The organism is Paenibacillus sp. NEAU-GSW1 (assembly GCF_009737085.1).
In the GTDB taxonomy this organism is placed as follows: domain Bacteria; phylum Bacillota; class Bacilli; order Paenibacillales; family Paenibacillaceae; genus Pristimantibacillus.
On the sequence record NZ_WOVL01000002.1, the window covers coordinates 118,218 to 139,969 of the forward strand.

Sequence of the window (21,752 nt, forward strand, 5' to 3'; positions counted from 1 at the left end):
TTTCAAACCGGGTCGAACTGCGATTAAGCTGCCGATTTCACTTCTTCAAGGCCGTCTATACGACCGGCGATAATACCCCATTTTCCATCTTTAATTTCCGGCAAATGCGAGCTGCTCCGCTTTCCAGTGCAAATCCCACACATTGCAGGATTGATTCGCCAATGTGATGATCGTCGTTTCGGTCTCGAAGTAATAGGCAAACATGACCGCTACACCCGCATTACTGCCTTCCTTGTACATTCGAATCAGCTCGCCCGATTGGCCGTACGTGAAATGGAATCCATATCCGTTAACGATCTTTCCCCAATCAAATTTCTGTTCTTGTTCCGTTTGCGGCTTCAATATTTCCTTAGTCAGTTCGCTGGACAACAGCTTTCCGTCCACAAGCGCTCGCACGAATAAATCCAGATCGCCTACTGTTGTGAAAGCTCCTCCATCCGCAGTGCCTATTGGTGGAAACGAATAAATGTTCTTTTTCCATACGACTTCGTTGTTCTCGTTATGCACGGCGGAATATCCTTCGGCTACAGCAACATCGCCCTCATCCTTAGCGGCAAATGAAGTATTCCGCATTCCGATCGGCTGAAAAATGTTTTGTACGACATAGTCGCGATAGGCTTGATCGGTCACTTTCTCAATAGCCAGTCCAAGCAGCACATAGGCGCAGTTATTATAGCTGACATTCGTGCCAGCTTTGAACTTTGGCTCCTTGTAGGCAAATTGAGGAATGAAATCGATGCAATTACGGATCGAGTAATTAGGCTTGTCAACAAACAGCGCCTCGTAGCTCTCTCCCAGCTCCTCATCGGCATCGTCCGCAATACCCGATGTATGCGTGAGCAGATGGGCCAGCGTTATGTCTGCTGAAATTTTTGTTCCCGACAAGTCGATTAGATCTGCAATCCGGTCTTCTAACTTTAGCTTTCCCTTGTCGACAAGCTGCAAAATCGCTACCGCTGTAAACAGTTTGGTCACAGAAGCCGTGTCAAACATCGTATCCATTTGGTTCGGCACCTTGAACCCTCTGTGCGCCCAGCCATACGCTCCTGCGAAAATAACTTCCTCTCGGCTTTTGATCAAGCCTGTCCCCGAAAAATGATGCTGCTCGTAATAATCTTCAAATAATGAAACGATTTTTTTGTTCATATATACCCCTGCTTTCAAAACTTCTTTAGTTCGATTCGGTTCCCCTCAGGATCAACAATAATCCCGATCGTCCCCCAGCTGTGAGGCTGAACTTCAACAGCAACCCCACGCTGCTCAAGCTCTGTGACCGCCGCGTCAAAATCTTCAACTTCAATCCGGATGACCGTCGGGTTCTGGCTCCTGCTCTTCTCTGTCCTGCTGGAAACACCTTGATGCTCAACCATCAAGTAGCTGCCGCCAAATTCAAGCTTGGAAAGCCCTTCATCCTTTTCCCGGACTTTAAGGCCAAGCTTCTCCGTATAAAATTGAATATGCTCTTCATAATTTTCCAAAAATAAAATAAAGCCGGTTTCTTTAATGATCAACGGGTATCCCTCCTTACATCATCTATCGCTCCAGCCGCTACGTTAAACGTATACGTGCCCTCAAACCTCGCATCATCCGCTCCCGACCAGCGAAAAGCGACGCGCAGCTTGCCTTCCCCGAGCCATCCATAGTCTCCGCCCGCAGTTACGTTCGTGCGCTCGCCATAGGATTCAATCTTCCGCAACCCCGGATCGCATGGCCAGCCCAATCGCCAGTACGACGACAATTGCAGCTCAAGACCGCGATAGCCGCCTCTTTCTTTCCGGCCAGCAACTTCATCTATGCGCCCCCAAGCTCTTTCTTGGATAAATTTTCTACTTATTGAAATCTACTTTAACATGCCATTAACTATCTGCATAGAACGGTCGCAAAAAAACATCGCCTATTCATTCCAACGAATGCGGCGATGCTTCTTCACAATCAAACCTGCAAAAGTGCAGTTTTCCAATTTAAAGGTTCATGTGCAAACAGGTGGCAGGACTCTTAAAAAAGAAAACCACATGAAGTTGTTACACTCACATGTGGCGGTAAATAAGCAGGATGTTAGTTGCATAATTTTGCTCTTAAATCCTCAATACCAAGCACCATTTTCTGATTAATTAAAAATACTAATTGAGCAATGTCTATTACAAATCTATATTGACTTGGATTTTGTGCAAACATTTCCGCTGTCTCGTTATAAATTAAAACTTCCTGCAGATTTATTTTTTCTATAAAATGGTCACCCAACTCTTTTTTCTCTCCAATTTTTGAATCATTAAGAAAATATTTTATTTCTTTGTTGAAGTCATCATCATTAATTTCTACATCTAAAAATGATAATAACATTTCAAGCGCGATACGATTATACTTCTCAATAAATGTCCCATAATTAAACGTACCCATTAATTTTGCCTCCGAGATTAATAAGGATAAGCAGACCACATGTTCCCAAGTTCATCAATAACTATCTTTATCGTCGTAACTGATTTGTTATTACTAGTTCCGATAACTTTTCCTGCATCAATGATGATTTCAAATGACTTTTGACCTTCAGAGCCTATTTGTCCCTTGTTATCTGTGATTTTTACTATTTTCCCTTTTTGTATTGTGTTTGCAACTATCTTTATGGCTTCTTCTTCTGTTGCAACATTAAATTTCGCATGACCTCCTGTTGCATTTGACAAGTGTTTTCGCTTTACCCACACTTTAGATATTTTAAAGTTTTTGAGTGCCTTTTTTCCTAGCTCGAATACATTAACGGCTGATTGACCTGCAGCTTGACCAGTCCCCTTGGTAGCTGAGCCTCCACTAATTCCATAAACAACAGCTTGATAGAACTCCTCTCCAAAGTTCCAATCTAATTTGTATGCAGCACCGTTTAATCCATGCAACCATTCAGGTTTCTTCTTATAATTGTCGATTAAGGCATTTATGGTATCTAGATCGACGACGCCTTTTTCTCTATCTTCAAGATCATACATTGCTTGAATATTTTCAATACCTGATATTACCTCATTGCCAAACTCCCTTCCTTTCCCTGTTGAAATAGCCACAACAATAGCTTGAATATAAATCGAGCCCGAATTCGCATATTTATGCGTGTCAATACTTCCATTCCTCTTAATATCAGCCTTTAAAAATTCTAATACTTGTATAACTGTCTTGGCATTTGCGTACCATGCACCTGCAAATCCGTTCTCTAGACCATATCTCTTCCAATAGTTGCCTTTTTCACGAACCGAAGCACCTTCCGTTCCACCGTTCGATTTTAATGTTCCGATTACAGTCCCATCATTAATAATAGCTTTCCCTGTATAAGCTGAATCAGGGCCGAGAAATATTGAAGATGTCGACTTACATGCTCCTGCTTTCGTCCAATTTCCATCTAATGATACACAAAAGTGTCCTGTTGGATCCAGATAACTTAAAGGGTTGTTCTGCACGTACATATACATATTCAAACTCAGCGGTGTATCAATCTCACCCTCATATGTATCCTCTGAAATAAACCGAGCCGGACGTGGATCATAGTACCGTGCTTGCAAGTAGTAATATTGTGTCTTCCGATCCCAATAGTAGCCCGCATAACGATACGGATTCTCTTTGACAAGCTCCGTTGTAATATCATCAGTCGGCTCGGTCTCATCCTCGGATAGAAGAGCAGAAAGATCCACGCTCTCAGTTGATACGGCGGCAGCTTCTTCGGACTCCACTTCAACTGCAGCAACATCAGCAGATGTTGTTGAAGAAGCTTCCGTTTCTTGAGCACCCTTATCTTTCTTCGAAGCACCTTTCCCGTTACCGTTGTTATTACCGTTGCCCGGATGATAGTCCGGCACCGTGTTTCCGCTCTCGTCTTCCGGCCCTTGAACAGAGCCCGGACTTCCGTTGCCGGTGCCAAGATCGCCAATCCAGCCGATGCCCTCGCGGACGCGCTCGCCTAAGCCGTTGTACATGCGAGTGACAAGACCCCAAGCGTCGTACTCGTAGCGAGCAGCGACTCTTCCTTCTTTGTCCGTCAGCGCAACAACATCGCCATGGCCGTTGTAAACATACCAATACGTTTGGCCTTTCATTGTAATCGTCAGCGGACGGTCATTGGCATCGAACGTATAGGACTTCGTCACTTCGCCGCTGCCGCTTCGCTCTTCCGTAATTGCCCACGTATCGCCCTTATAGGTGTAACGGGTTACTTCCTGCGGTTCTTCGCGGTGATTGAATTGTGTCTTGCTGATGCGCCGACCCAGCATGTCGTAGGCATATTTCTCGCCAAAACCGTCCGGGAACGTCACTTTCGTCAGCTGTCCGAGCGCGTTCCACTCGTACTTACTGCGTCCGTCCGTCAGCAGGTTGCCTGCATCGTCATACGTATAATCGTATTCTTCATAGCGAATCAGATTCTCGCGATGGACAAGCTGATTGCGGGCGTTGTACGTATAGTTCGTGCCGATAACCGTATATCCTTTGCCGACCTCCCGAATCCGTTCAAAAAGCTTCTTCTGCTCGCCAGGAGGCAAGTTCACCTCGCCGTTGACGATGTTGTCGATGGCTGCTAGAAGATGCTCGATTTGTCCTGTTTCAAACATTTCGGCTATTTCCGGGCTCGTTCCTTCCGAACCGCCGAATGCAGCGCCAAGCTTCTTGTAAAGACCCAGCTTCTTGCCGTTGCCTTTCTCAAGGGCGTTCATCCAACCGCAGCCGCCGCCGTTGTTTCCTTTTTCTTTATCATTTCCGTTTGCATTGCCGTTTCCGTTACCGTTTCCGTTATTGCCATTATTACCGTTGTTTCCGTTGCCATTACCATTTCCGTTATTACCGTTACCGTTATTGCCGTTACCGTTATTGCCGTTATTACCATTTCCGTTGCCGTTGCCGCCGGAATTGTCTTTGTCCTTCGCGGCCGAAGTTACGGTGACGTTGGTCATAACGGTTTCTTTGCCCGAAGTCAGGCTTTTTGATTTTCCATTCCCTTTCCCGTTGCCGCCGCTGTTACCGTTTCCTCCACCATTGCCATTGCCATTGCCATTACCGTTTCCGTTGCCATTGTCCTTCGGCTCGCAAACGGCTGGATTGCCTGTCTCCGGATCGGAAGGCTCGGTCGGCTTGCCCGGCTTCATACCGAACGATTCAAGCACCATCTGTACGAGCTCGTCGGTTGTAATGACTTGTTTTTGTCCTCGACGGTGCCTTGGAGTATCGCCTTGCGCACCGTGCGGTTGCCTGCGCCGTCGTATTCGTACAGAATAACGTCGCCGTCAGCCGTCTCTACCCGCTGCAGCTGCTCCCTGTCGTTATACGCATAGCCACTCGTGTCATCTTGCTCCTGAATGCCGGTAATAAATTCACGCGCGTTATGCTCGTATTCACTGGCATGCAGCGATTCGCTTGCGCTTGTCGTTTTTCGCTCTTCAATTAGATGCCCTGGCTTGTAATCCGTTGTCGTGACGGTACCGTTAGGGTATTTCACCGACATAACATATCCGTCCGCATCATATTCGTACTCGTACTTATAGCCCTTGCTGTCGGTAATATTACCTAGTGACCGTCAAAAGAATGCTTCGTTTGCTGTAACTACCTGCACCACCTCATCTCATGTCACTCCAAACCTGCAAAAGTGCAGTTTTCTGCCATCTAACTCTATAAAAATAACAAAAAGCCTGCAAATGTGCAGGCTTTTCTCGTGGAAAACGCTAAACAGCCCGATTTGAGCTGCGATAACTGTACTTTTGCAGGAATAAGCTTCCGTAGAGAGGAACTGGCATGTAATAGATGTACTTTTGCAGGTTTGCACACCTAACCGCCATTGCCGCCACACCGTCATAGAACCCTATTAAATTCCGCTTGTGTTCTGCAATACAATCCGCCATCCATCCGGATCGCAAATCGTTACCCCATTCTGCTTCCAATAAGGGTTTTCCGGCTCGACTTCCGGATATCCCATTGCGCTCAGCCGAGACACAATTGCATTTCTGGCTTCCAAATCCGGAATATAAAATACGAGCAGATTGTCGTCAGACGGCGGTAAGATCGGCGTGGCATCCTCATGCTGTGTAAACTCCAAATGATAGCTTACGCTAGGCAGACCCAGCATAATGCCATCGTAACCGTCATGATTTTCGAATGACCCTACAATTTCCAGACCAAGTCCGGTTGAATAGAAATCGACTATTTTCCTCAGTTGATGCGTTGGCCTCGCAACACGAAATTGAGTAGCAGGCATTTGCTTCGACCACGGCTTATCCATAAAGACCCCCATCGCGGTACATAATTTTGAATTTGATTGATCTCGCTAACAAACTAATATATCCATTTTTCCAAGTAATAGCCCTCAACTTAAACCAAACAAATCTATCATCCAGTCGTCAACTATTTTTCGCGAGCTTGCGCAGCGTTTCGCCAAGTCTGCGGATTCCCTCAACGATCTCATCGCGATTGACACGGGAGTAGGACAACCGAATATGGCCTTGCTCCGCCCCGTACAAACTTCCCGGCACATAGATGACCTGCTGCCTGATCGCTTGTTCGAACAGCTCCGAGTCGCGGACCTCCCCTTTCACTTTGCACCAGAAGTGGAAGCCGCCTTGCGGAAGATTCCACTCCAGATCATCGCCGCAATAGGTGCGGAGAGCCTCTGCCATCGTATCCCGATTGCGTGTGACCTCGCTTCGAATGCGGGACAAATGCTCGCCCCAAGCGCCCGATGTGAAAAAGACGTCTGCAATTTGCTGCAGCAGCGTGCTCGCGCCGAAATCGACCTGCTGTTTCACATCTGCCAGCCGTTCAATAACGGGAACTGCTCCGACGATCCAGCCCAGGCGAATGCCGGAGGCAGCCGTTTTGGACAAACTGCCAAGGTAGAGCGTCACATTGTCTGCACTGCTTAATACGTTAAGCGGGGGAGGCGGAGGCGCGCCATCTAACCGGATGGGGCCGTATACATCATCCTCCACAATCGGAATGTTGAGCGCCCGGCTTAGCTCGAGCAAACGCAGCCTGCGGGATAAAGGCAGCACGGTTCCTGTGGGATTGTGGTACGTCGGCGTCAAAATCAGCATTTTAAGCCTGTACCGTTTATGCAGATCAGAAACTGCTTCCGGCAATATCCCCTCCTCGTCAGACGGCAGCCGAATTAATCGGATGCCTGCGCTCTGAAAGAGCGGCTGCGCATAGAAATAAGACGGCCCCTCGATTCCGACGCAGTCTCCGTAGGAGAGCAAGCTTTGCGTAATGAGATGCAAGGACTGCTGGGAGCCCGAGGTAACGAGAATCTGATCCGGGGCCGCTTTAATTCCGTACTCATCTTGCAGATGCTTGGACAATGTTTGCCGCAAATAGAGCTCGCCCAGATGATTGGAATAGCCCAGCCATCGGTTCAGCGGGTACTGCCTCAGCAGTTCACTCAGCATTGTGTTGGGGAGCAGCTCCTCGGCAAGCTCTCCGTCCGCAAAATTAATATAATGGGGATCTTGAGAAAAATCCCGCAGTTGCTGCATCATCGGCAGTGTCGGCCGCAGCGCGCCCGATTGAATATATTGCCGCCAACTTGAGCTGCCGGGCATTTCCCACAGATCGCCGCGCACATAGTTGCCGCTGCCTTGTTTCGAAACAATAAAGCCGTTCGCCCGGAGCTCGTCGTAGGCTTTCGTTACCGTAGTGCGGTGCACGCGGAGTGACGAAGCCAGAAACCGCTCCGTAGGCAGCTTCGAGCCTGCCGCAAGCTCGCCGCTTACGATCTGATTTTCGATATGATCTGCAATCTGTTGAAAGATCGGCTTTTTCAATGCGGGGTCCAGCAAAACATGCATTGGCTTCACCAAATTTCTCTTTTTGCAGCGATTATACCATTACTTGTCATAAATTGGACTGCTAAATTGCAAACCAATTGGTTGGTCTCAACGCGCCACTCTTCTCTTACAATCGGATTGTTGGAACCATGACATAGGAGGATTAGTAGAATGGAAGCTGTACATTTATTTTTACAAGGCTTTTTATTTTCGTTATCGCTCTGTTTCGATTTAGGTATGGTCAATGTAGCTCTGATGCGGACCGGAATGCAGCGCGGCTTTAAGCCGTCGTTCTTGATGGGGTTCGGCTCCTGCTTCGGCGATCTGTTCTATTTGACCCTGGCATTGATCGGGGTAAGCGTCATATTGGACATTGTCATTGTCAAATGGGCATTGTGGATCGCGGGGTCGGCTTTCCTTACTTATTTAACGTTCAAAATGCTGCGAGAAGCGTTCCGGTCGAAAAGTTTCGATACCGGCAGCGAGACCGTTGCCGCGAAATCTCCGCTGGCTGATTTTTTGACGGGCGCCGGACTGGCGGTTTCCTCGCCGACAGTAATCGCGTGGTTCGCTCTAGTGGCAGGCCCTATTATTGGAGGAATGAAGATTACCGATAACTATTCCCTTATTTATTTTATTATCGGATTTTTCACTGCGGGGCTTGTGTGGTCGTTCGGGGTTGCGCTCATTAGCGCGTGGTCGGGCAAAATGATGAGCCAAGCGATCGTCAAATGGCTTTCTTATGCGTCGGCAGTGCTCTTCTTCTACTTTGCGGTCAAAGTATTCATGAACGGTCTGCACGACCTGTTCTAATGAAAACGCCGGGGATTACCCCGGCGCTTCGGGAAGCGGCCCTCACAGGCAGCTTCCCAGCTTCCATAAATTTAAGTTTTTGCTACTTCTTGAGCAGAAGGTATAGGAAGTAAGGTCCGCCGATAAGCGCGACCATAATACCCGCCGGAACCCCGGCCGGATCGACGAGATGGCGGCCGACGGTATCCGCAAACACGAGCAGCCATCCGCCCATCAGTACGGCAACAGGGATGATGTATTGGTGGCGGCGGCCGACAATCGCTTTGGCGATATGCGGAGCCATTAGGCCGATAAATGCAATGCCGCCGGTAACCGATACCGCAGCAGCGGCAAGCGCAACAGCCGCACCGAGCAGCAGCAGCCGTTCCCGGTTGATCGAGACGCCTGCCCCGGTCGCAACCGATTCGTCCAAAGCCAGCAAGTTGAGAACTTTCGATTTATACAGCGCGAAAGGAAGCAGAATAACGAGCCAAGGCAGCAGCGCCCATACGTACGGCCAATCGGCTCCCCATATGTTGCCTGCCAGCCACTGCGCGATAAAATCAACCTTTTTGTAATCAGCAGAAGAGATAAGGACGACCATCAGGCCGTTTAACGCGAGCGCAAAGCCGACACCGACGAGCACAAGTTTAACCGGCTGCAATCCTTTTCCTCTGGAATAGGAGAACAAATAAATGAAAGCAACCGTCGCGACTGCGCCTGCGAATGCCATAACAGGGAGCATAAATGCAAAATTTTTCGGATCCAGCGGAGCATACAGAAAAAAGACAGCAATCGCTGCGCCCGCTCCCGCGTTAATACCGATGATGCCGGGGTCAGCCAGGTCATTGCGCGTAATCCCCTGCAAAATAGCGCCGGACAATGCCAAGGCCATGCCGGCAAGCAGCGTCACGACTACGCGCGGCATTCGGATGGAGAACAGAATGAGTTCTTCCTTCATGCTGCCGTTCCCCATTAGGGTCTGAATGAGACGGTTCAACGAAAGCCCTCCGGTGCCAATGCTGAACCCGATTACGATCGTCGCTGCCAGAAGCAGCAATAGGATTACGCAGACAAGCATTAGCATTCGAGTATAGGAGAACCTGATCATGATATCGCCTTCACCCCTTTACGCACAACGAACAAGAAGAATGGCAGGCCAAGGATCGCGATAATCGCTACGACCGGCGTTTCAAACGGCGCATTAAGCGTCCGCCCTAAAGTATCGGCGAGCAGCATAAACGCCGCTCCCCAAATCGCCGACATTGGAATAACGGCGCGATAATCGGTTCCGAACATGGCTCTCACCATATGTGGAATCATTAGGCCGATGAACGCCATGTTGCCGACCAGCGCAACGGCCGCACCGGCAAGCAATACAATGACAATGTACAAAACTGTTTTTACATAAACCGTTCGAAGTCCTAAGCCGACTGCGGCTTCTTCATTCAAGCTAAGAATCGTCAGCGATTTGGAAAATAAAATCGTAACGAGCAGCGCCGCGAGAATAACGGGGCTAACCGCTTGTATTTGCCCCCAAGTTGTGCCGACCAAGCCGGCTGCCGTCCACATCGTCACATCTTTCGACGTTTTGAAATAAAGGCCGATGCCGCTGGCAAGAGCGTACAGAAAAGCGGATATTGCCGAGCCGGCTAAAACGATTCGAAACGGAGACAAGCCGCCCTTTTTTACCGCGCTAATACCGATAACAAGAAACATCCCAAACGCAGCTCCGACGAAGCAGACTGTCATAATACCGAAATAGTTCAACTCAGAGAACAAGGCAACAGCTGCGGCAAGCGCTGCATTTGCTCCTGCCGTTAACCCGAGCAGTCCAGGGTCGGCAAGCGGATTCCGCGTCAATCCTTGCATAATCGCTCCGGCTACTCCAAGAGCGGCGCCGACAAGCGCTGCGCCTACTTCGCGAGGATAACGGGTTTCGCGCAGCATCGCGACTTTATCGTTATCTGCGCCTTGATTGGTTAAGATGAGCCAAAGCTCATGCAGCGTTACGTCCTTAGCGCCGAGAAACATAGCGAGACCGAATGCGGCTGCAAGCGCCGCAAAGCTGATTACAATTTTAAGGGCAAAAGATATGGGCTTCCGACTACCGCTCATCATTCCATTCCTCCTTACATCAGGATCTTTGAACGGAGTTCAAAGTCACTCATTAGCTGCATCAGGATCTTTGAACAGGACATCAGGACCTTTAAGCGGAGCTTAAAGTCACTCAGCATCTTCAAAGTCACTCAGCTTCAGTGTCAATAAAGGGCGCGAAGAAGACCGAGACTGCCTCTCATTTGCTAGAGGCATCTCGGTCTTCTTCATCAGTTCGCAAGTAACGAACGATTATTTCAAGAAACCTTCCTTGAAGATGTTGAGCAAGTATTCGAGCGTCGTTGGGTCGCTGTAAGTCGAAGCTTCCGTATCGATCTCGATGACATGGTTGTTTTTCACTGCAGGGATGTTTTTCCAAGCATCTGTCTCCATAAAGGAATTGTCGCCTGTTCCGCTTCTGCTCAATACAATATAATCGCCGGCATAATCGGCAACAACTTCATTGGAAAGCTGATAGTAGCCAGGTCCAAGAGCGTCAGCTTTAACTTTCTCAGGCATGTTCAGACCCATGGCTTGATACAGAATCTCTGTTCCCCGCGCCCAGTTGTTGCCGAATACGTAGAAGCTTTTCGAATCGGTTTCAAGAACCGATATCGTTGCATCTTCGCCGATTTTCGCTTTAATTTCCGCGCCTGCCTCAGCAGCGCGCTTCTTGAAATCGTCGATCCAAGCTTGCGCTTCTTGCTCTTTGTTCAGCAATTTGCCAATTTCGAGCTGTTGCGCCAAGTAATCCAGTTTGCCCCATGTATAAACAACGGTAGGAGCGATTTCTTTCATTTTATCGAGGTTTTTGTTGTACGAACCAGCAATAATCAAATCCGGCTCGAGCGCAATGATATCTTCCAGTTTGTCTTCCGATACGACGGCCACGCCGCTCAGTTTATCTTTAAAGTGAGGACTTTTTTCAGTCCATTCGTCTACACCGACAACCGTTCCGCCCAGGGAAATCACGTTCGGCGCACTCGAAAGAGCGACGATACGCTGCGGGTTAGCCGGCACTTCAATCGGACCAAGCTCAGATTGATACGTAATCGTGCCAGCAGCTGCCGGCTCGGAAGCCGCTGGCTCACTCGCAGCTGGGCTGGCGCTCGGACTAGCATTCTCAGCAGCACTCGAACCATTATTCGCTTTATTGGCTCCGCAAGCGCTAAGTACTATGGATAATACAACGATTAATGGGAGAAGCAGTTTTTTACTCATATTGAAGTAACCCCTTTATTTGTTAATTGATATTGATTATCATAATCACGTTTATGATGATAACCATTTTCAATGAAGTTGTCAACAGCATGAAAAAAACAGAGCGATGGCTGCTATACCATTCGCTCTGTTTCAACTAATAATGAACTAAAAAGTTATATGCATCCAAATAAGTCGTTATGAACTGGGCAGAATCGCCGGATAACCATTCGATTTGTTTGCCATCGTCGATCTTATAGAAAGTTATGGAAGACTTTTCTCCGTCTCGGAACGCCTCGACTGTATTCTTACCTGTAATCGTAACGCCTTCGCGCTTAAGTGCGATTTGTTTCATGATATCGGCATCCGTGTCATCTAGCGGTGCCCCATTATAAATATGAAGATAACTATTCTCGACAGCTGCCGATTTGCCAAAGTACTGGTCAACGACAAGCAAGTATGGATCTCCGTTGTCCGAACATTTCCTTCGAAATCGAGTTGCCGGGTTGCAACCTTTTCAATTATTTGCAGTAATATATACAAAACTAGCGTTTTTTGTCGTATGAAGAGAGGAGGCTGCTAGATGCAAATGCAAATGCGTATTGCAGCTCAAATAACCGCGATGATAGCCATTTTTCTCGTTATTTTCGCATTACCAGCGAATTCCGCCCATGCCGGCTTCTTTGACCGGGTTCAGGACATCTACAATGCGCCGAAAAAAATCGATCAGATTGAGCAGCAATATATAGAGAAGAGCGAGCAGCTGCAGAAGCAGCTGGAAACCTCGCAGCAAGCTGCCGAACAGCTTGCCCTCAAACAGGAAGAACTGCTGGCGCAAAACAATCAGCTTATTGAGCAGAACGCTTCACTGCAGGCAGAGCTCGAACAGATGCGCAAGGATAAATCATCGCTTCTGGACAAGCTTACCTTGTCCGTGTCCGTTGTGACTGCATTGATTCTCTTGTATGTAATAGCTGTCCGCGTTTGGCGGTATGCGTCATGGCGCAGGCATAGAAGATTAGGAGAAAGAGGGATTAGCGGATGAACATTACCGCCCCAGCCCGGCTCGGCCATGTGCAGGTAACGCTTGAAGAAACGGACAAGCTGCATGTGCTGCATCCGAAATCGGTCATCGCCTTTCAAGGCATGCCGCAAAACCGCGAGGATCGCGTCATGGATCTTGCCGGCATGTACCGCAAGCGAAAAATGATTCGCTCCTTGTTTCACGGTCCGTCCGAGCTCGTCATTGGACTGCCTCCAGGCTGCTCGCTGGAAACGATGGAGATCGACGAACACAGCGATCTGTTATTCGATTTTCGCCATGTTATTTTTTTCTCGGACGGCATGAAGCTGAAATCCGTCATTCAAAAGCTGAAAAACGCCTGGATTACGAAGGAGTTTGTGCGCATGCGCTTTTCCGGACCGGGGACGCTTGGCCTAATAACAGCCGGAGACATTAAAGCCATTCCGCTGCACCCGGACAGGCCATTGTTTGTAGAGGCCGGAGCGCTTGTCGCCTATCCGGGTACGGCGTCGATACGGCTGTCTGTATACGGCAATAAACTGGCCAGCCAGCATATGAACGTTCAATGGGAGATTACAGGCAGCGGTCCCGTACTTATTCAAACCGGCTCGCATGACGCCGTGCTGGAAGCTCAATTGCAAAACGGAGGCTTCATCAAGCGTTTGCTTCGCGAAGTGTTGCCATTTGGAAGTGTTTACATTAAATAGCCGACATAAGTTTAATTATTTAAACTTTTTATATGCAATTCAACAATTTTAAAGTAGTATATGTAATAAAGGCTCACATAAAAATGTTCAGCCTTTATTTCATTTTGTTATAAGGTGGAAAATAGACATGATGACATTAGTATTAAAGCCGTTTACAGCCATTATTTCTCGGCTCAAATACGCGCAAAAGTTTTTGCTGCTTTCGGTGCTTTTCTTAATTCCCCTGGCAATGCTGTTGAGCATCTGGCTCTCGGAGCTGCAAGAAGAAATTACGATTGCGGAAGAAGAACAAGTCGGCGTTGCATACATTCACTCCCTCATGCCGTTAATCATACATATTCAGGAGCATCGCGGCCATGCGAACGGATTGCTGAACGGCAATTCAGCCTCGGAAGCAAAGCTCTCGGAAACCGAACAAAAGATTGCTGCCGATATCGAGCAAATTAAAAAAGCCAATGCAGCGGCTTCCGGCACGCTGAATAATGACGAATTATGGTCCCAAATCGTGAAAGATTGGAATGATCTGCAAGCATCGACAAAAAGCTTGAAGGTCAAAGAAAGCTTTGATCAGCATTCCGCCCTCATTCAAAACGTGTTGAATCTTGCAACTAATGCGGCGGATCAATCCGGCCTGTCTCTGGACCCGGAGATCGATTCCTTTTATTTAATGGACATCATGGTAAACCGTCTTCCATTGATCGTCGAGCTAAGCGGGAAGGCCCGGGGGCAAGGAAACGGGATTTTGATCAAACAGTTCATGACTCCGGATGAGAAAATCGAATTAACCGTGGAAAAGAACCGGATCGAGGAATCATTGCGGGGACTTGAGAGATCATTGGCAACCGTTAGCGAAACCAATGCTTCTCTAGTGAAGCCATTGGAAAGTCTCGGTCAGCAGAACGTTGACTCGATCAAACTCTATTTAAATACGCTGGAGAATACGATTCTCAACACTCCTTCTCTCTCTGCCGACGCATCCCAATATTTCGCGGAAGGCACGAAGACGATCGAGATTTCAACTCAGCTCTTTAACGGTGTAACCGCCGAATTAGACCGGCTGCTCGATGAACGGAAGGCTGCGGTTTCTTCTGAACGGAGTCAAATGATGACCGTCATCGGCATCATCCTGCTGTTGGTTCTATTATTCTATCTCGCATTTTATCGCAATGTCAGATCGACGATTCAAGTTCTGCAGACGGGAGCGGCACGGTTTGCGGCAGGCGATTTGTCGGATCGTTTGAACCTGCAAACGAAAGATGAGCTGCGTCACGTCGGCTCCTCCTTTAATGAGATGGCTGATGCGTTGAACGCTCTGCTTCGCCGCAACCAGGAGATTTCCGAGCAAGTAGCCGCTTCGTCGCAACAATTGTCGGCGGTCTCTGAGGAATCGACAACCGTGATGGAGCAAATTGCGCATTCGGTAAACACCATTTCCGAGGGCGCGGACATGCAGCAGCGGACATTGGAAGAAAACGCGATAACCATGAATGAGATGGCAACAGTTATTACGAAAATCGCGGATGCTGCTTCGGATGTTTCGGATGCTGCTTCGGACGCTTCTAACGATGCAAAGCTAGGCGAGGAAAAGCTTCAACTGTCAAACAGCCAAATGAATCGGATCCAGGAAGCCGTTCAGCAATCCAATGAGCTTGTGTTGAAGCTGAATGAGCATTCGAATGAAATCCAGACGATCCTCTCTGTCATTATGAGCATCTCGTCGCAAACCCACATTCTTTCATTGAATGCCAATATCGAAGCGGCAAAAGCCGGAGAACAAGGCCGCGGATTTATGGTGGTGGCAAAAGAAGTCGGCAAGCTTGCGGAGCAAACGACGAGCTCGACCAAGTCGATCGCTGCGCTCATCGAGGACATCCGCAATGTTGTGGACGAGGTCGTCGGCTCAATGAAGGAAACGACGCTCGTAACCGAGCAAGGGCTGGAGACGAACCAAGCGGCGGTTCAAACATTAGGCTCAGTTCTAAACGCTATGAAGCTAGTCGCCGAACAAATTCAAGAGGTTTCCGCTGCTGCCGAGCAAGCATCGGCGAGCACCGAGCAAGTGACGGCGGCCTACTCCGAAATGGTTAAGATTTCGAAGCAAGCTGCGGATGAGACAAGAACGATGGCCGCTGCCGCTGAAGAGCAGCTGTCTTCGATGGAGGAGGTCAGCTCCTCCTCCGAGATGCTCAGTTCCAGCGCGCAGCAGCTGCAAGACGAGCTTGGCAAGTTCATTTTGCGCAAGAAGTAAAGAGTTGGCCGGAACATCCGCCTGAGAGGCTGGCTGTTCGGCAAAGCCTGACAAGCGTGATCTTGTCAGGCTTTTTTATGCGCGCTGCTCGATTGATAAGTAACAATTCAGATGCAGCCTCGCAACCGGCGTCCTCTGGCCGAATCGAAATATAGCGGAAATAACTTCCGCTATTTCGCATCATGCAGCACATTTGGCTGAAATAACGGAAGTAAGTTCCGTTATTCCAGCTTGAATGGCGCTGTAACAGCTTTACTCCTCGTCTTCCGTCAACTCCACTTCCACCGGATTAGACTCCACCTGAAAGACCGGTCCGTTCACTTCCACCCGGAACGATGCGACAGCTTGGTTCGTTACTTTCTCTCCTTCGTTAAGGCTAGCCGGGCGAGCAGAGAATGAAACTGTGATTTCCTCGCCGGGCCCAATCGTACCGAGCAAAATCTGCTCCGGCCGCGCGCCAGGCTGCGATCGCCCGTTCACCTTTACACTTCCCGGCACAAAGACCAGCGGCTGCTGCAACACGTCGGATAGCCGCAAATCGATAATCGGCACAGTTCCTCTGTTCACGATAACGATGGTATACGTAATCGTTTCTCCGACTGCCGCCTCGTTGAGCGAAGCCGATTTGCCAACCGTCACAGGCGGCGGAACAACGGGCGGAATAACTGGCGGAACAACGACAATGACCTCCGAAGAATCGCTCTCTTCCGGCGCTTCAACGGAAACAACGGTCGCGACGTTAGAAATAACCGAACCGTTAGCCGCGTCGAGCGGTATTGTGAACGAGCGTGTAATTACAACCGTCTGTCCCGGCTCCAGCACGGCAATCGTCTCGACGAAGCCTAGCAGCGGATCGGAAACTTCAATACCTGTAACGGTAACAAGCCCTGTATTGGCAACTCGAATCGTATACACTACCGTATCACCTGGGGCTGCAGTCGTCCGATTCACCGTTTTATCGATTTCCACTCTTGGAACCGGCGGTGTAATGGCCGTAATCACTTCGTTGGACGGAATTTCGCCTGTATTGATTTCCCCTCCGGCTACGCTCTGGTACTCGAAATGTACGAGCGCTTCATTTCGGATCAGCCCATCCTCCGGAAACGATACGACTATCGCCTGATAAGTCACGATGATCGTATCATCGGGCGCCAAAGTACCCAGGCTGATGCCGGCAACCGGATCACCCGGCGTCGGTTCGCCATCTACCGTAATGCTTCCAGGCAGAAATACCGTATCGTTCGGCAGGATGTCGAGCAGAAATACCGTTTCCGCAGATACCGTTCCCGTATTGCTGATGACGACCGTATAGGTGAGCACTTGCCCAAGTTCGGCAATGTCAGCGTCAACCTCTTTGCCAACCGTAACACGGGGTGAATTTATATCGATAAAAATGCCTACCGCGATAACCGAATAACCGTCATTCGTTGTACGGAGCTGAAATTCGGCGGATGTCTGATTGTTCAGCAGCGAAGCCGAAACGTCTACATTCGTAATATCCCAGCTCTGTCTGCCGCCTACGATTTGGGTGCCGGGCTCCCCATTAATCTGATTCCGCTCCCCGAAAGTGCCCGACGTATCCAGATTGCCGCTGTCATCATTAATTTGGGAGGCAAAAAAATTGTTCGAGAAGTTGTTTGGTCCCGACAGAAGCGTCAAGTTCGCCGCATCCGGGCCAAACAGCACTTGGTCCCCCACTTTATTGGCATCCCCGTCCTGCGCGCAAAGCGCCATACGGCCGTGGACGGCGCCTTCAACCGGAGTGACAAAGCCGGACAACGTTGTCGTGACGGACGGATCGCTGCCAAAAGCGATTTCGACGATGCCAACATTAAGGCTTAAATTGCGGAATGGCATATCAGGGTCTCGAAAGATGACGCATAATGTCCATCCGCAGCTGTTTGCCGTGCTGTTGCCTAAATCAATATTGCCGACCACGCTTCCGACGGTATAGACGCCGGCGCCGCCGGTTTGAATTTGAGACGTTACGTTCGCGGAACGAAAGTAATTGTCTGTCGCGTTGCGATGGGAGATTTGCGCGGTAGATGGATCGGGAGCGATGTTGTAAGTGATCCCTGCAGGTGTTGTTAATGTGACCGATTTATCAATAAAAGCGAAGTAATTGTTCGTTCCGCCGGTTACGGCATACGTTCCTGCCCACACAAGCTCCGCATAGATAACCTCGCTTTCGGCAGGCATACGCAAAACGGCGCTAGCGCTGTTGAGGTTATAATCGGAGGTCGTACCCGCCGGGTAGCTTCCAAACTGCATGGATGTATCTATCGTAGTGAACGCTCCGATATAATCGCGGGTCCCAGGCACGCCGTCCGTCGACGAGCGGCTAAGTCCCAGCGTATTCCCGGTAAATGTAACGGCCCCTGTGTCATTTCCGCTGAAGCGAACAATAAATGGCATGTCTTACTGCCCCATTTCGTTATTTTATTATGCATCACAGTATGTTTATAGGCGTGTACTGGTGACATCAAAAAAATAACGGCTGCAACAAACGTTAACGTGCCTGCGGCTCCATGCGTACGACAACTTTCCCTTTAAACTGCCCTTCGCCAAAATAGCGAAGCGCCTGGACCGCATCGTCTAATGAATAGCTCTTATCAATGACAGGCATGACTTGACCCGCTTCGGCAAGCTCCTTCCAAGCCAGCTGATCGTTGTGGTTCGGCTTATGGACAAGAATTTTCACATTTTTCCTTTCAAGCCATGCGATAAACGGGGACGAGAGCAGCGCCTGCAGGAGCCGCGGCATAGTGCCTCCGACCATCACATACGTTCCGCCGGACTTGAGCGCACGCTTGATTTCGAAAACCGAGCGTGTACCGACGACATCGAGAATGAGGTCGTATTGCGGTCCGCTTGCAGTGAAGTCTTCTTTACGATAATCGATGGCTTGATCCGCGCCGACGGTGCGCAGCAATTCCAGCTTCCCCGCTTGGTCCACTGCGGTCACTTCCGCGCCCAGCCATTTGGCATATTGAATCGCGAACGTGCCCACTCCGCCGCCCGCTCCATTGATCAACATCCGCTGGCCCTTCTGCAGCTTTCCTTGATCGCGCAGCCCCTGCAAAGCAAGAACGGCAGCTTGTGGAATAGCAGCTGTTTGCTCAAAGCTTAATCCGTCAGGCTTCAGCGTCAGAGCCTCTTCGCTCGCGCATACATACTCGGCAAACCCGCCCCAGCCGCAGCCGGACAGATCTCCGAATACCTCATCCCCCGGCTGGAACCGCCGAACGGCGCTTCCCACAGCTGCAACCCGCCCCGCAACGTCCGCGCCCAGAATACGATAACGGGGTTTACGGAATGCCCCAAGCCTCGTTAGGTACGGTTTTCCGCGCAGAAGATCCCAGTCCCACGAGTTCACCGATGCGGCATGAACCGCAATGAGCACTTCATGTTCCTTCGGCACGGGAATATTCGCATCCTCAATACGAAGAACGTCAGGCGTCCCGTATTTCTCATAAACAAGCGCCTTCATCGTACGTCCTGCAGTTTGCACGGTCTCAGTGCTCATCGTCTCAGTCTCCTTTATCGGAGTGTTCTTTCGTAATCCTCAAATCGAATCTTCCTGATTTGTTTTCGGTCTACTGAACGAACAATGATTCCTTCTGATTTACCTGTTGCATTAATGCCGACTTTCGTCTGTTCAAAGCCTTTTAAAAAGTTAAATGTTTCTTCAATTAGACGAGGCAGCTGGGCGCCGTTCAACTCGGCAACAAGCGGAGCGTACTCAAGGTTGTTTGTTTGAATAAACGTCGTTTTCTCCTCTTCGTTATAAAACGGCTGATTGCCATGCTCCCGCCATTCCGCGATCTTTTCGTGTGGCAAACTGAGCAGGCTATCCAATTCACCTCTCGATAAGGAAAACACGTCAAAAACTTTGTACGATTGCGTCTTATCCTCTGTATAGTTTTTAGCGGCCTTCGTTTTTCCGCCATAAGATTCTTGATAAATAACGGTTAACGCCCAATCATCTTGAGGGGTATGATTTTCGATAAACTTTTCCGCAATCGGCTTTAAAAATTCAGCGATATTTCCATAAGGGTTGCCAATGCGATCTCCCTTTGCATAAAGCAATTCCTCTCGGGAACCAATTAAGTAATCCATCTCATCATATTGATTTTTAAACAAAATAATTCGCGCATTTTCTCCGTTCACTTTCTCATAAACATACAGCTTATCCGAGCCGTTTAGAAGCCCTCTCTCATCAGTCAGTTCTTCCGTTAATCTTCCTCGTTCGCCTAGCTTATGATAAGTAAGAATGCTTGGATACTTCGTCAACGAGTTCAATTTTTTAAGATCCATTAATTCTACCAGCAACAGCATCCCCGCCTATTCCCGTAGTGGATATCCCTTACAGTATATAGGAAATTTTTGCAACCGAAAACTTAATCAATCACCTTGTAATAAAAATTAGTAGCATGAAGCTCTCCGTTCGCTGATTGCGCATAGTAAGGCACGCTTCCAGCCGGAATATAACCTATGGACGTATACAAGCCGTTCGACGGATCCCCGTCCCTCGTATCCAGAACTAACAAAGACCTTCCCGCCTGCTTCGCGCTTTCCTCTGCCCGCTCCATGAGCGCTCGGCCAATCCCTCTGCGCCGATACCCAGGATGAGTCATCAGCTTGGCGATTTCTGCTCGATGGCTGCCGTTTTGTTTCGTGCTTAAATGTACTTGCACGGTTCCGACGATCCGTCCGTCCAGCCTCGCATTAAACAAAAGAACATCCGGCCCGATTGCACTTGACCAATATTCAGCAGCGTCCGCTTGGCATAACGGCGGTAAAAAACCGATCGACGCGCCGTCATTAACGACTTCAACCAGAAGCTCTGAAAGTTCGTCCCTATAAGCGCCAATCGCATCTTCTTTTGTAATTGTCATATCAGTGTTCATGTTATCCCTCACCTTTATTCATGTATAGAAAGATCATAAATACAAAAGTATAATTTGTATAACGAATCTTTCATATTAGAATAATCAATATTTCAAATCATTGAGGTGCAGGATGGATTTTTCTCAGCTTGAAGCTTTTTTGGCCGTATGCCATACTTTGAATTTCACTAAGGCGTCCGAGCATTTGCACATTTCCCAATCCGCTGTAACCGCGAGAATCAAAGCCTTGGAAAACTCGATCGGCAAAACGCTGTTTGCACGCGATAACCGCAATGTAAGCCTGACACAGGCAGGCATCGCTTTTCTTCCATACGCTGAGCGGATGCTCCGTCTATTTGATGAAAGCAAGCTGACCTTATCGGAGCAGTTTGAAAGGTATGTCGTGCTGAGCGGACCGGGGGCCGTATGGCACTATCAATATTTGAACCATATTCTTTCGTTCAGGCGAGACCATCCGGAAGTGGCGATCAAGTTTCTTAGTGATATCGATTCAGGGTATATGATCCGCGATCTGCTGCTCGACGGCGCCGTTCATGTCGCAATTCGGCATGAGCCGCCGGATCATCCTAAAGTTTCCAAAGCGCTCTTATTTGAAGATGATATTTTGCTTGTATCCGCCAAAGAACGGGAGCCGGTAAGCCGAAGCGATTTTTTCTCGCAAAACTATTGTCATATCGAGTGGGGCGCACCCTTTCCCGAATGGTTTGCCAAAATCGTCGGCCCCGGCTATATTCCAGCGCTGCAAACGGATCACTCCACAATTATGCTCACCATGTTGCTGCAAGGATCTGTCTTTGGCTTTTTGCCCCGTTCTGTCGCACAGCCTTTTCTGGATGAGCGGAAGCTTTTTGAGCTTCACTACGACGTGCGCCCCCCGACCGTCAGACTGTACGCAAGCTATTTAACCGAAAAATGTGAGCATGACAGCGTGAAGCTTGGGCTAGACCTGCTTGGGCTATCGCTCAATTCACCATATGCGTCTAATTAGATGATTGG

22 protein-coding genes are annotated in these 21,752 nt (G+C 49.0%); 6 read left to right on the forward strand and 16 right to left on the reverse strand.

Annotation, left to right across the window (positions count from 1 at the left end; all coding sequences use genetic code 11):
* Positions 1–90: 90 nt before the first annotated feature.
* The 5 genes from GOM71_RS01655 to GOM71_RS01675 all read right to left on the reverse strand — a co-directional run bounded on the left by GOM71_RS01655 (position 91) and on the right by GOM71_RS01675 (position 4,580).
* The gene (locus GOM71_RS01655) at positions 91–1,146 is read right to left on the reverse strand and encodes a serine hydrolase domain-containing protein (protein WP_156277810.1); all 1,056 of its coding nucleotides are present in this window, start codon (positions 1,144–1,146) and stop codon (positions 91–93) included.
* 14 nt (positions 1,147–1,160) lie between these two features.
* Positions 1,161–1,511: a VOC family protein gene (locus GOM71_RS01660; RefSeq protein ID WP_156277812.1), complete on the reverse strand. Its 351-nt coding sequence runs from the start codon at positions 1,509–1,511 to the stop codon at positions 1,161–1,163.
* Positions 1,508–1,696: a hypothetical protein gene (locus GOM71_RS01665; RefSeq protein WP_156277814.1), complete on the reverse strand. Its 189-nt coding sequence runs from the start codon at positions 1,694–1,696 to the stop codon at positions 1,508–1,510. The genes GOM71_RS01660 and GOM71_RS01665 overlap by 4 nt, the downstream gene beginning before the upstream one ends.
* A gap of 359 nt (positions 1,697–2,055) precedes the next feature.
* Positions 2,056–2,397 carry a hypothetical protein gene (locus GOM71_RS01670; protein WP_156277816.1) on the reverse strand — a complete coding sequence of 114 codons (342 nt, stop codon included), beginning with the start codon at positions 2,395–2,397 and terminating at the stop codon, positions 2,056–2,058.
* A gap of 17 nt (positions 2,398–2,414) precedes the next feature.
* On the reverse strand, positions 2,415–4,580 hold the full coding sequence (locus GOM71_RS01675; RefSeq protein ID WP_173275054.1) for an RHS repeat domain-containing protein: 2,166 nt from the start codon (positions 4,578–4,580) through the stop codon (positions 2,415–2,417).
* Between GOM71_RS01675 and GOM71_RS23680 the strand changes: the two genes are divergently transcribed.
* Complete coding sequence (locus GOM71_RS23680) at positions 4,563–4,952, forward strand: hypothetical protein (RefSeq protein ID WP_173275057.1); 390 nt, start codon at positions 4,563–4,565, stop codon at positions 4,950–4,952. The two genes, GOM71_RS01675 and GOM71_RS23680, sit on opposite strands and share 18 nt — an antisense overlap.
* Positions 4,953–5,107: 155 nt before the next feature.
* Here GOM71_RS23680 and GOM71_RS01680 read toward each other — a convergent pair whose 3' ends face one another.
* From GOM71_RS01680 to pdxR, 3 genes are all read right to left on the reverse strand, one after another.
* The gene (locus tag GOM71_RS01680) at positions 5,108–5,467 is read right to left on the reverse strand and encodes an RHS repeat domain-containing protein (protein ID WP_156277821.1); all 360 of its coding nucleotides are present in this window, start codon (positions 5,465–5,467) and stop codon (positions 5,108–5,110) included.
* Positions 5,468–5,824: 357 nt separating this feature from the next.
* The gene (locus GOM71_RS01685; protein WP_156277823.1) at positions 5,825–6,238 is read right to left on the reverse strand and encodes a VOC family protein; all 414 of its coding nucleotides are present in this window, start codon (positions 6,236–6,238) and stop codon (positions 5,825–5,827) included.
* A 118-nt stretch (positions 6,239–6,356) separates the two neighbouring features.
* Positions 6,357–7,799 (reverse strand): MocR-like pyridoxine biosynthesis transcription factor PdxR, encoded by a 1,443-nt coding sequence (pdxR, locus tag GOM71_RS01690; protein ID WP_253944646.1) that lies wholly within the window; start codon positions 7,797–7,799, stop codon positions 6,357–6,359.
* A gap of 150 nt (positions 7,800–7,949) precedes the next feature.
* On the opposite strand from pdxR, the gene GOM71_RS01695 reads away from it, so the two are divergent.
* A complete protein-coding gene (locus GOM71_RS01695) occupies positions 7,950–8,591 on the forward strand; it encodes a LysE family translocator (protein ID WP_156277831.1) in 642 nt (213 codons plus the stop codon).
* 82 nt (positions 8,592–8,673) lie between these two features.
* Here GOM71_RS01695 and GOM71_RS01700 read toward each other — a convergent pair whose 3' ends face one another.
* From GOM71_RS01700 to GOM71_RS01715, 4 genes are all read right to left on the reverse strand, one after another.
* Entirely contained in the window at positions 8,674–9,681 is a 1,008-nt protein-coding gene (locus tag GOM71_RS01700; protein WP_156277833.1) for a FecCD family ABC transporter permease, read from the reverse strand.
* Complete coding sequence (locus GOM71_RS01705) at positions 9,678–10,691, reverse strand: FecCD family ABC transporter permease (RefSeq protein ID WP_483311017.1); 1,014 nt, start codon at positions 10,689–10,691, stop codon at positions 9,678–9,680. Before GOM71_RS01705 ends, GOM71_RS01700 begins: the two co-directional genes overlap by 4 nt.
* Positions 10,692–10,919: 228 nt before the next feature.
* Positions 10,920–11,888 (reverse strand): iron-hydroxamate ABC transporter substrate-binding protein, encoded by a 969-nt coding sequence (locus GOM71_RS01710; RefSeq protein ID WP_156277838.1) that lies wholly within the window; start codon positions 11,886–11,888, stop codon positions 10,920–10,922.
* 136 nt (positions 11,889–12,024) lie between these two features.
* Positions 12,025–12,324 carry a hypothetical protein gene (locus GOM71_RS01715; RefSeq protein WP_156277840.1) on the reverse strand — a complete coding sequence of 100 codons (300 nt, stop codon included), beginning with the start codon at positions 12,322–12,324 and terminating at the stop codon, positions 12,025–12,027.
* Between the two features lie 126 nt (positions 12,325–12,450).
* Between GOM71_RS01715 and GOM71_RS01720 the strand changes: the two genes are divergently transcribed.
* The 3 genes from GOM71_RS01720 to GOM71_RS01730 all read left to right on the forward strand — a co-directional run bounded on the left by GOM71_RS01720 (position 12,451) and on the right by GOM71_RS01730 (position 15,846).
* Entirely contained in the window at positions 12,451–12,912 is a 462-nt protein-coding gene (locus tag GOM71_RS01720) for a hypothetical protein (protein WP_156277842.1), read from the forward strand.
* Positions 12,909–13,598, forward strand: a complete 690-nt coding sequence (locus GOM71_RS01725; RefSeq protein ID WP_156277844.1) for an AIM24 family protein — start codon at positions 12,909–12,911, stop codon at positions 13,596–13,598. Before GOM71_RS01720 ends, GOM71_RS01725 begins: the two co-directional genes overlap by 4 nt.
* A gap of 127 nt (positions 13,599–13,725) precedes the next feature.
* On the forward strand, positions 13,726–15,846 hold the full coding sequence (locus GOM71_RS01730; protein WP_156277846.1) for a methyl-accepting chemotaxis protein: 2,121 nt from the start codon (positions 13,726–13,728) through the stop codon (positions 15,844–15,846).
* 252 nt (positions 15,847–16,098) lie between these two features.
* Here the strand turns inward: GOM71_RS01730 and GOM71_RS01735 are convergent, their stop codons facing one another.
* From GOM71_RS01735 to GOM71_RS01750, 4 genes are all read right to left on the reverse strand, one after another.
* On the reverse strand, positions 16,099–18,261 hold the full coding sequence (locus GOM71_RS01735; protein ID WP_156277848.1) for a DUF7507 domain-containing protein: 2,163 nt from the start codon (positions 18,259–18,261) through the stop codon (positions 16,099–16,101).
* Positions 18,262–18,355: 94 nt separating this feature from the next.
* Complete coding sequence (locus GOM71_RS01740; RefSeq protein WP_253944633.1) at positions 18,356–19,372, reverse strand: NAD(P)-dependent alcohol dehydrogenase; 1,017 nt, start codon at positions 19,370–19,372, stop codon at positions 18,356–18,358.
* Between the two features lie 14 nt (positions 19,373–19,386).
* The gene (locus tag GOM71_RS01745; RefSeq protein WP_156278086.1) at positions 19,387–20,163 is read right to left on the reverse strand and encodes an RNA ligase family protein; all 777 of its coding nucleotides are present in this window, start codon (positions 20,161–20,163) and stop codon (positions 19,387–19,389) included.
* A gap of 83 nt (positions 20,164–20,246) precedes the next feature.
* Complete coding sequence (locus GOM71_RS01750) at positions 20,247–20,756, reverse strand: GNAT family N-acetyltransferase (RefSeq protein WP_156277850.1); 510 nt, start codon at positions 20,754–20,756, stop codon at positions 20,247–20,249.
* Between the two features lie 112 nt (positions 20,757–20,868).
* Here GOM71_RS01750 and GOM71_RS01755 point away from each other — a divergent pair, with 112 nt between their 5' ends.
* The gene (locus GOM71_RS01755) at positions 20,869–21,744 is read left to right on the forward strand and encodes a LysR family transcriptional regulator (protein WP_156277852.1); all 876 of its coding nucleotides are present in this window, start codon (positions 20,869–20,871) and stop codon (positions 21,742–21,744) included.
* Positions 21,745–21,752: the final 8 nt, after the last annotated feature.

Excerpts from the sequence above, each read along its gene's own strand:
- GOM71_RS01750 (WP_156277850.1), bottom strand. The coding sequence starts at position 20,756 with ATGAACACTGATATGACAATTACAAAAGAAGATGCGATTGGCGCTTAT.
- GOM71_RS01740 (WP_253944633.1), bottom strand. The coding sequence starts at position 19,372 with ATGAGCACTGAGACCGTGCAAACTGCAGGACGTACGATGAAGGCGCTT.
- GOM71_RS01705 (WP_483311017.1), bottom strand. The coding sequence starts at position 10,691 with ATGATGAGCGGTAGTCGGAAGCCCATATCTTTTGCCCTTAAAATTGTA.
- GOM71_RS01675 (WP_173275054.1), bottom strand. The coding sequence starts at position 4,580 with ATGTTTGAAACAGGACAAATCGAGCATCTTCTAGCAGCCATCGACAAC.
- GOM71_RS01695 (WP_156277831.1), top strand. The coding sequence starts at position 7,950 with ATGGAAGCTGTACATTTATTTTTACAAGGCTTTTTATTTTCGTTATCG.
- pdxR (WP_253944646.1), bottom strand. The coding sequence starts at position 7,799 with ATGCATGTTTTGCTGGACCCCGCATTGAAAAAGCCGATCTTTCAACAG.
- GOM71_RS01730 (WP_156277846.1), top strand. The coding sequence starts at position 13,726 with ATGATGACATTAGTATTAAAGCCGTTTACAGCCATTATTTCTCGGCTC.
- GOM71_RS01720 (WP_156277842.1), top strand. The coding sequence starts at position 12,451 with ATGCAAATGCAAATGCGTATTGCAGCTCAAATAACCGCGATGATAGCC.
- GOM71_RS01735 (WP_156277848.1), bottom strand. The coding sequence starts at position 18,261 with ATGCCATTTATTGTTCGCTTCAGCGGAAATGACACAGGGGCCGTTACA.
- GOM71_RS01710 (WP_156277838.1), bottom strand. The coding sequence starts at position 11,888 with ATGAGTAAAAAACTGCTTCTCCCATTAATCGTTGTATTATCCATAGTA.
- GOM71_RS01685 (WP_156277823.1), bottom strand. The coding sequence starts at position 6,238 with ATGGATAAGCCGTGGTCGAAGCAAATGCCTGCTACTCAATTTCGTGTT.
- GOM71_RS01680 (WP_156277821.1), bottom strand. The coding sequence starts at position 5,467 with ATGTCGGTGAAATACCCTAACGGTACCGTCACGACAACGGATTACAAG.
- GOM71_RS01670 (WP_156277816.1), bottom strand. The coding sequence starts at position 2,397 with ATGGGTACGTTTAATTATGGGACATTTATTGAGAAGTATAATCGTATC.
- GOM71_RS01745 (WP_156278086.1), bottom strand. The coding sequence starts at position 20,163 with ATGGATCTTAAAAAATTGAACTCGTTGACGAAGTATCCAAGCATTCTT.
- GOM71_RS01755 (WP_156277852.1), top strand. The coding sequence starts at position 20,869 with ATGGATTTTTCTCAGCTTGAAGCTTTTTTGGCCGTATGCCATACTTTG.
- GOM71_RS01655 (WP_156277810.1), bottom strand. The coding sequence starts at position 1,146 with ATGAACAAAAAAATCGTTTCATTATTTGAAGATTATTACGAGCAGCAT.
- GOM71_RS01700 (WP_156277833.1), bottom strand. The coding sequence starts at position 9,681 with ATGATCAGGTTCTCCTATACTCGAATGCTAATGCTTGTCTGCGTAATC.
- GOM71_RS01725 (WP_156277844.1), top strand. The coding sequence starts at position 12,909 with ATGAACATTACCGCCCCAGCCCGGCTCGGCCATGTGCAGGTAACGCTT.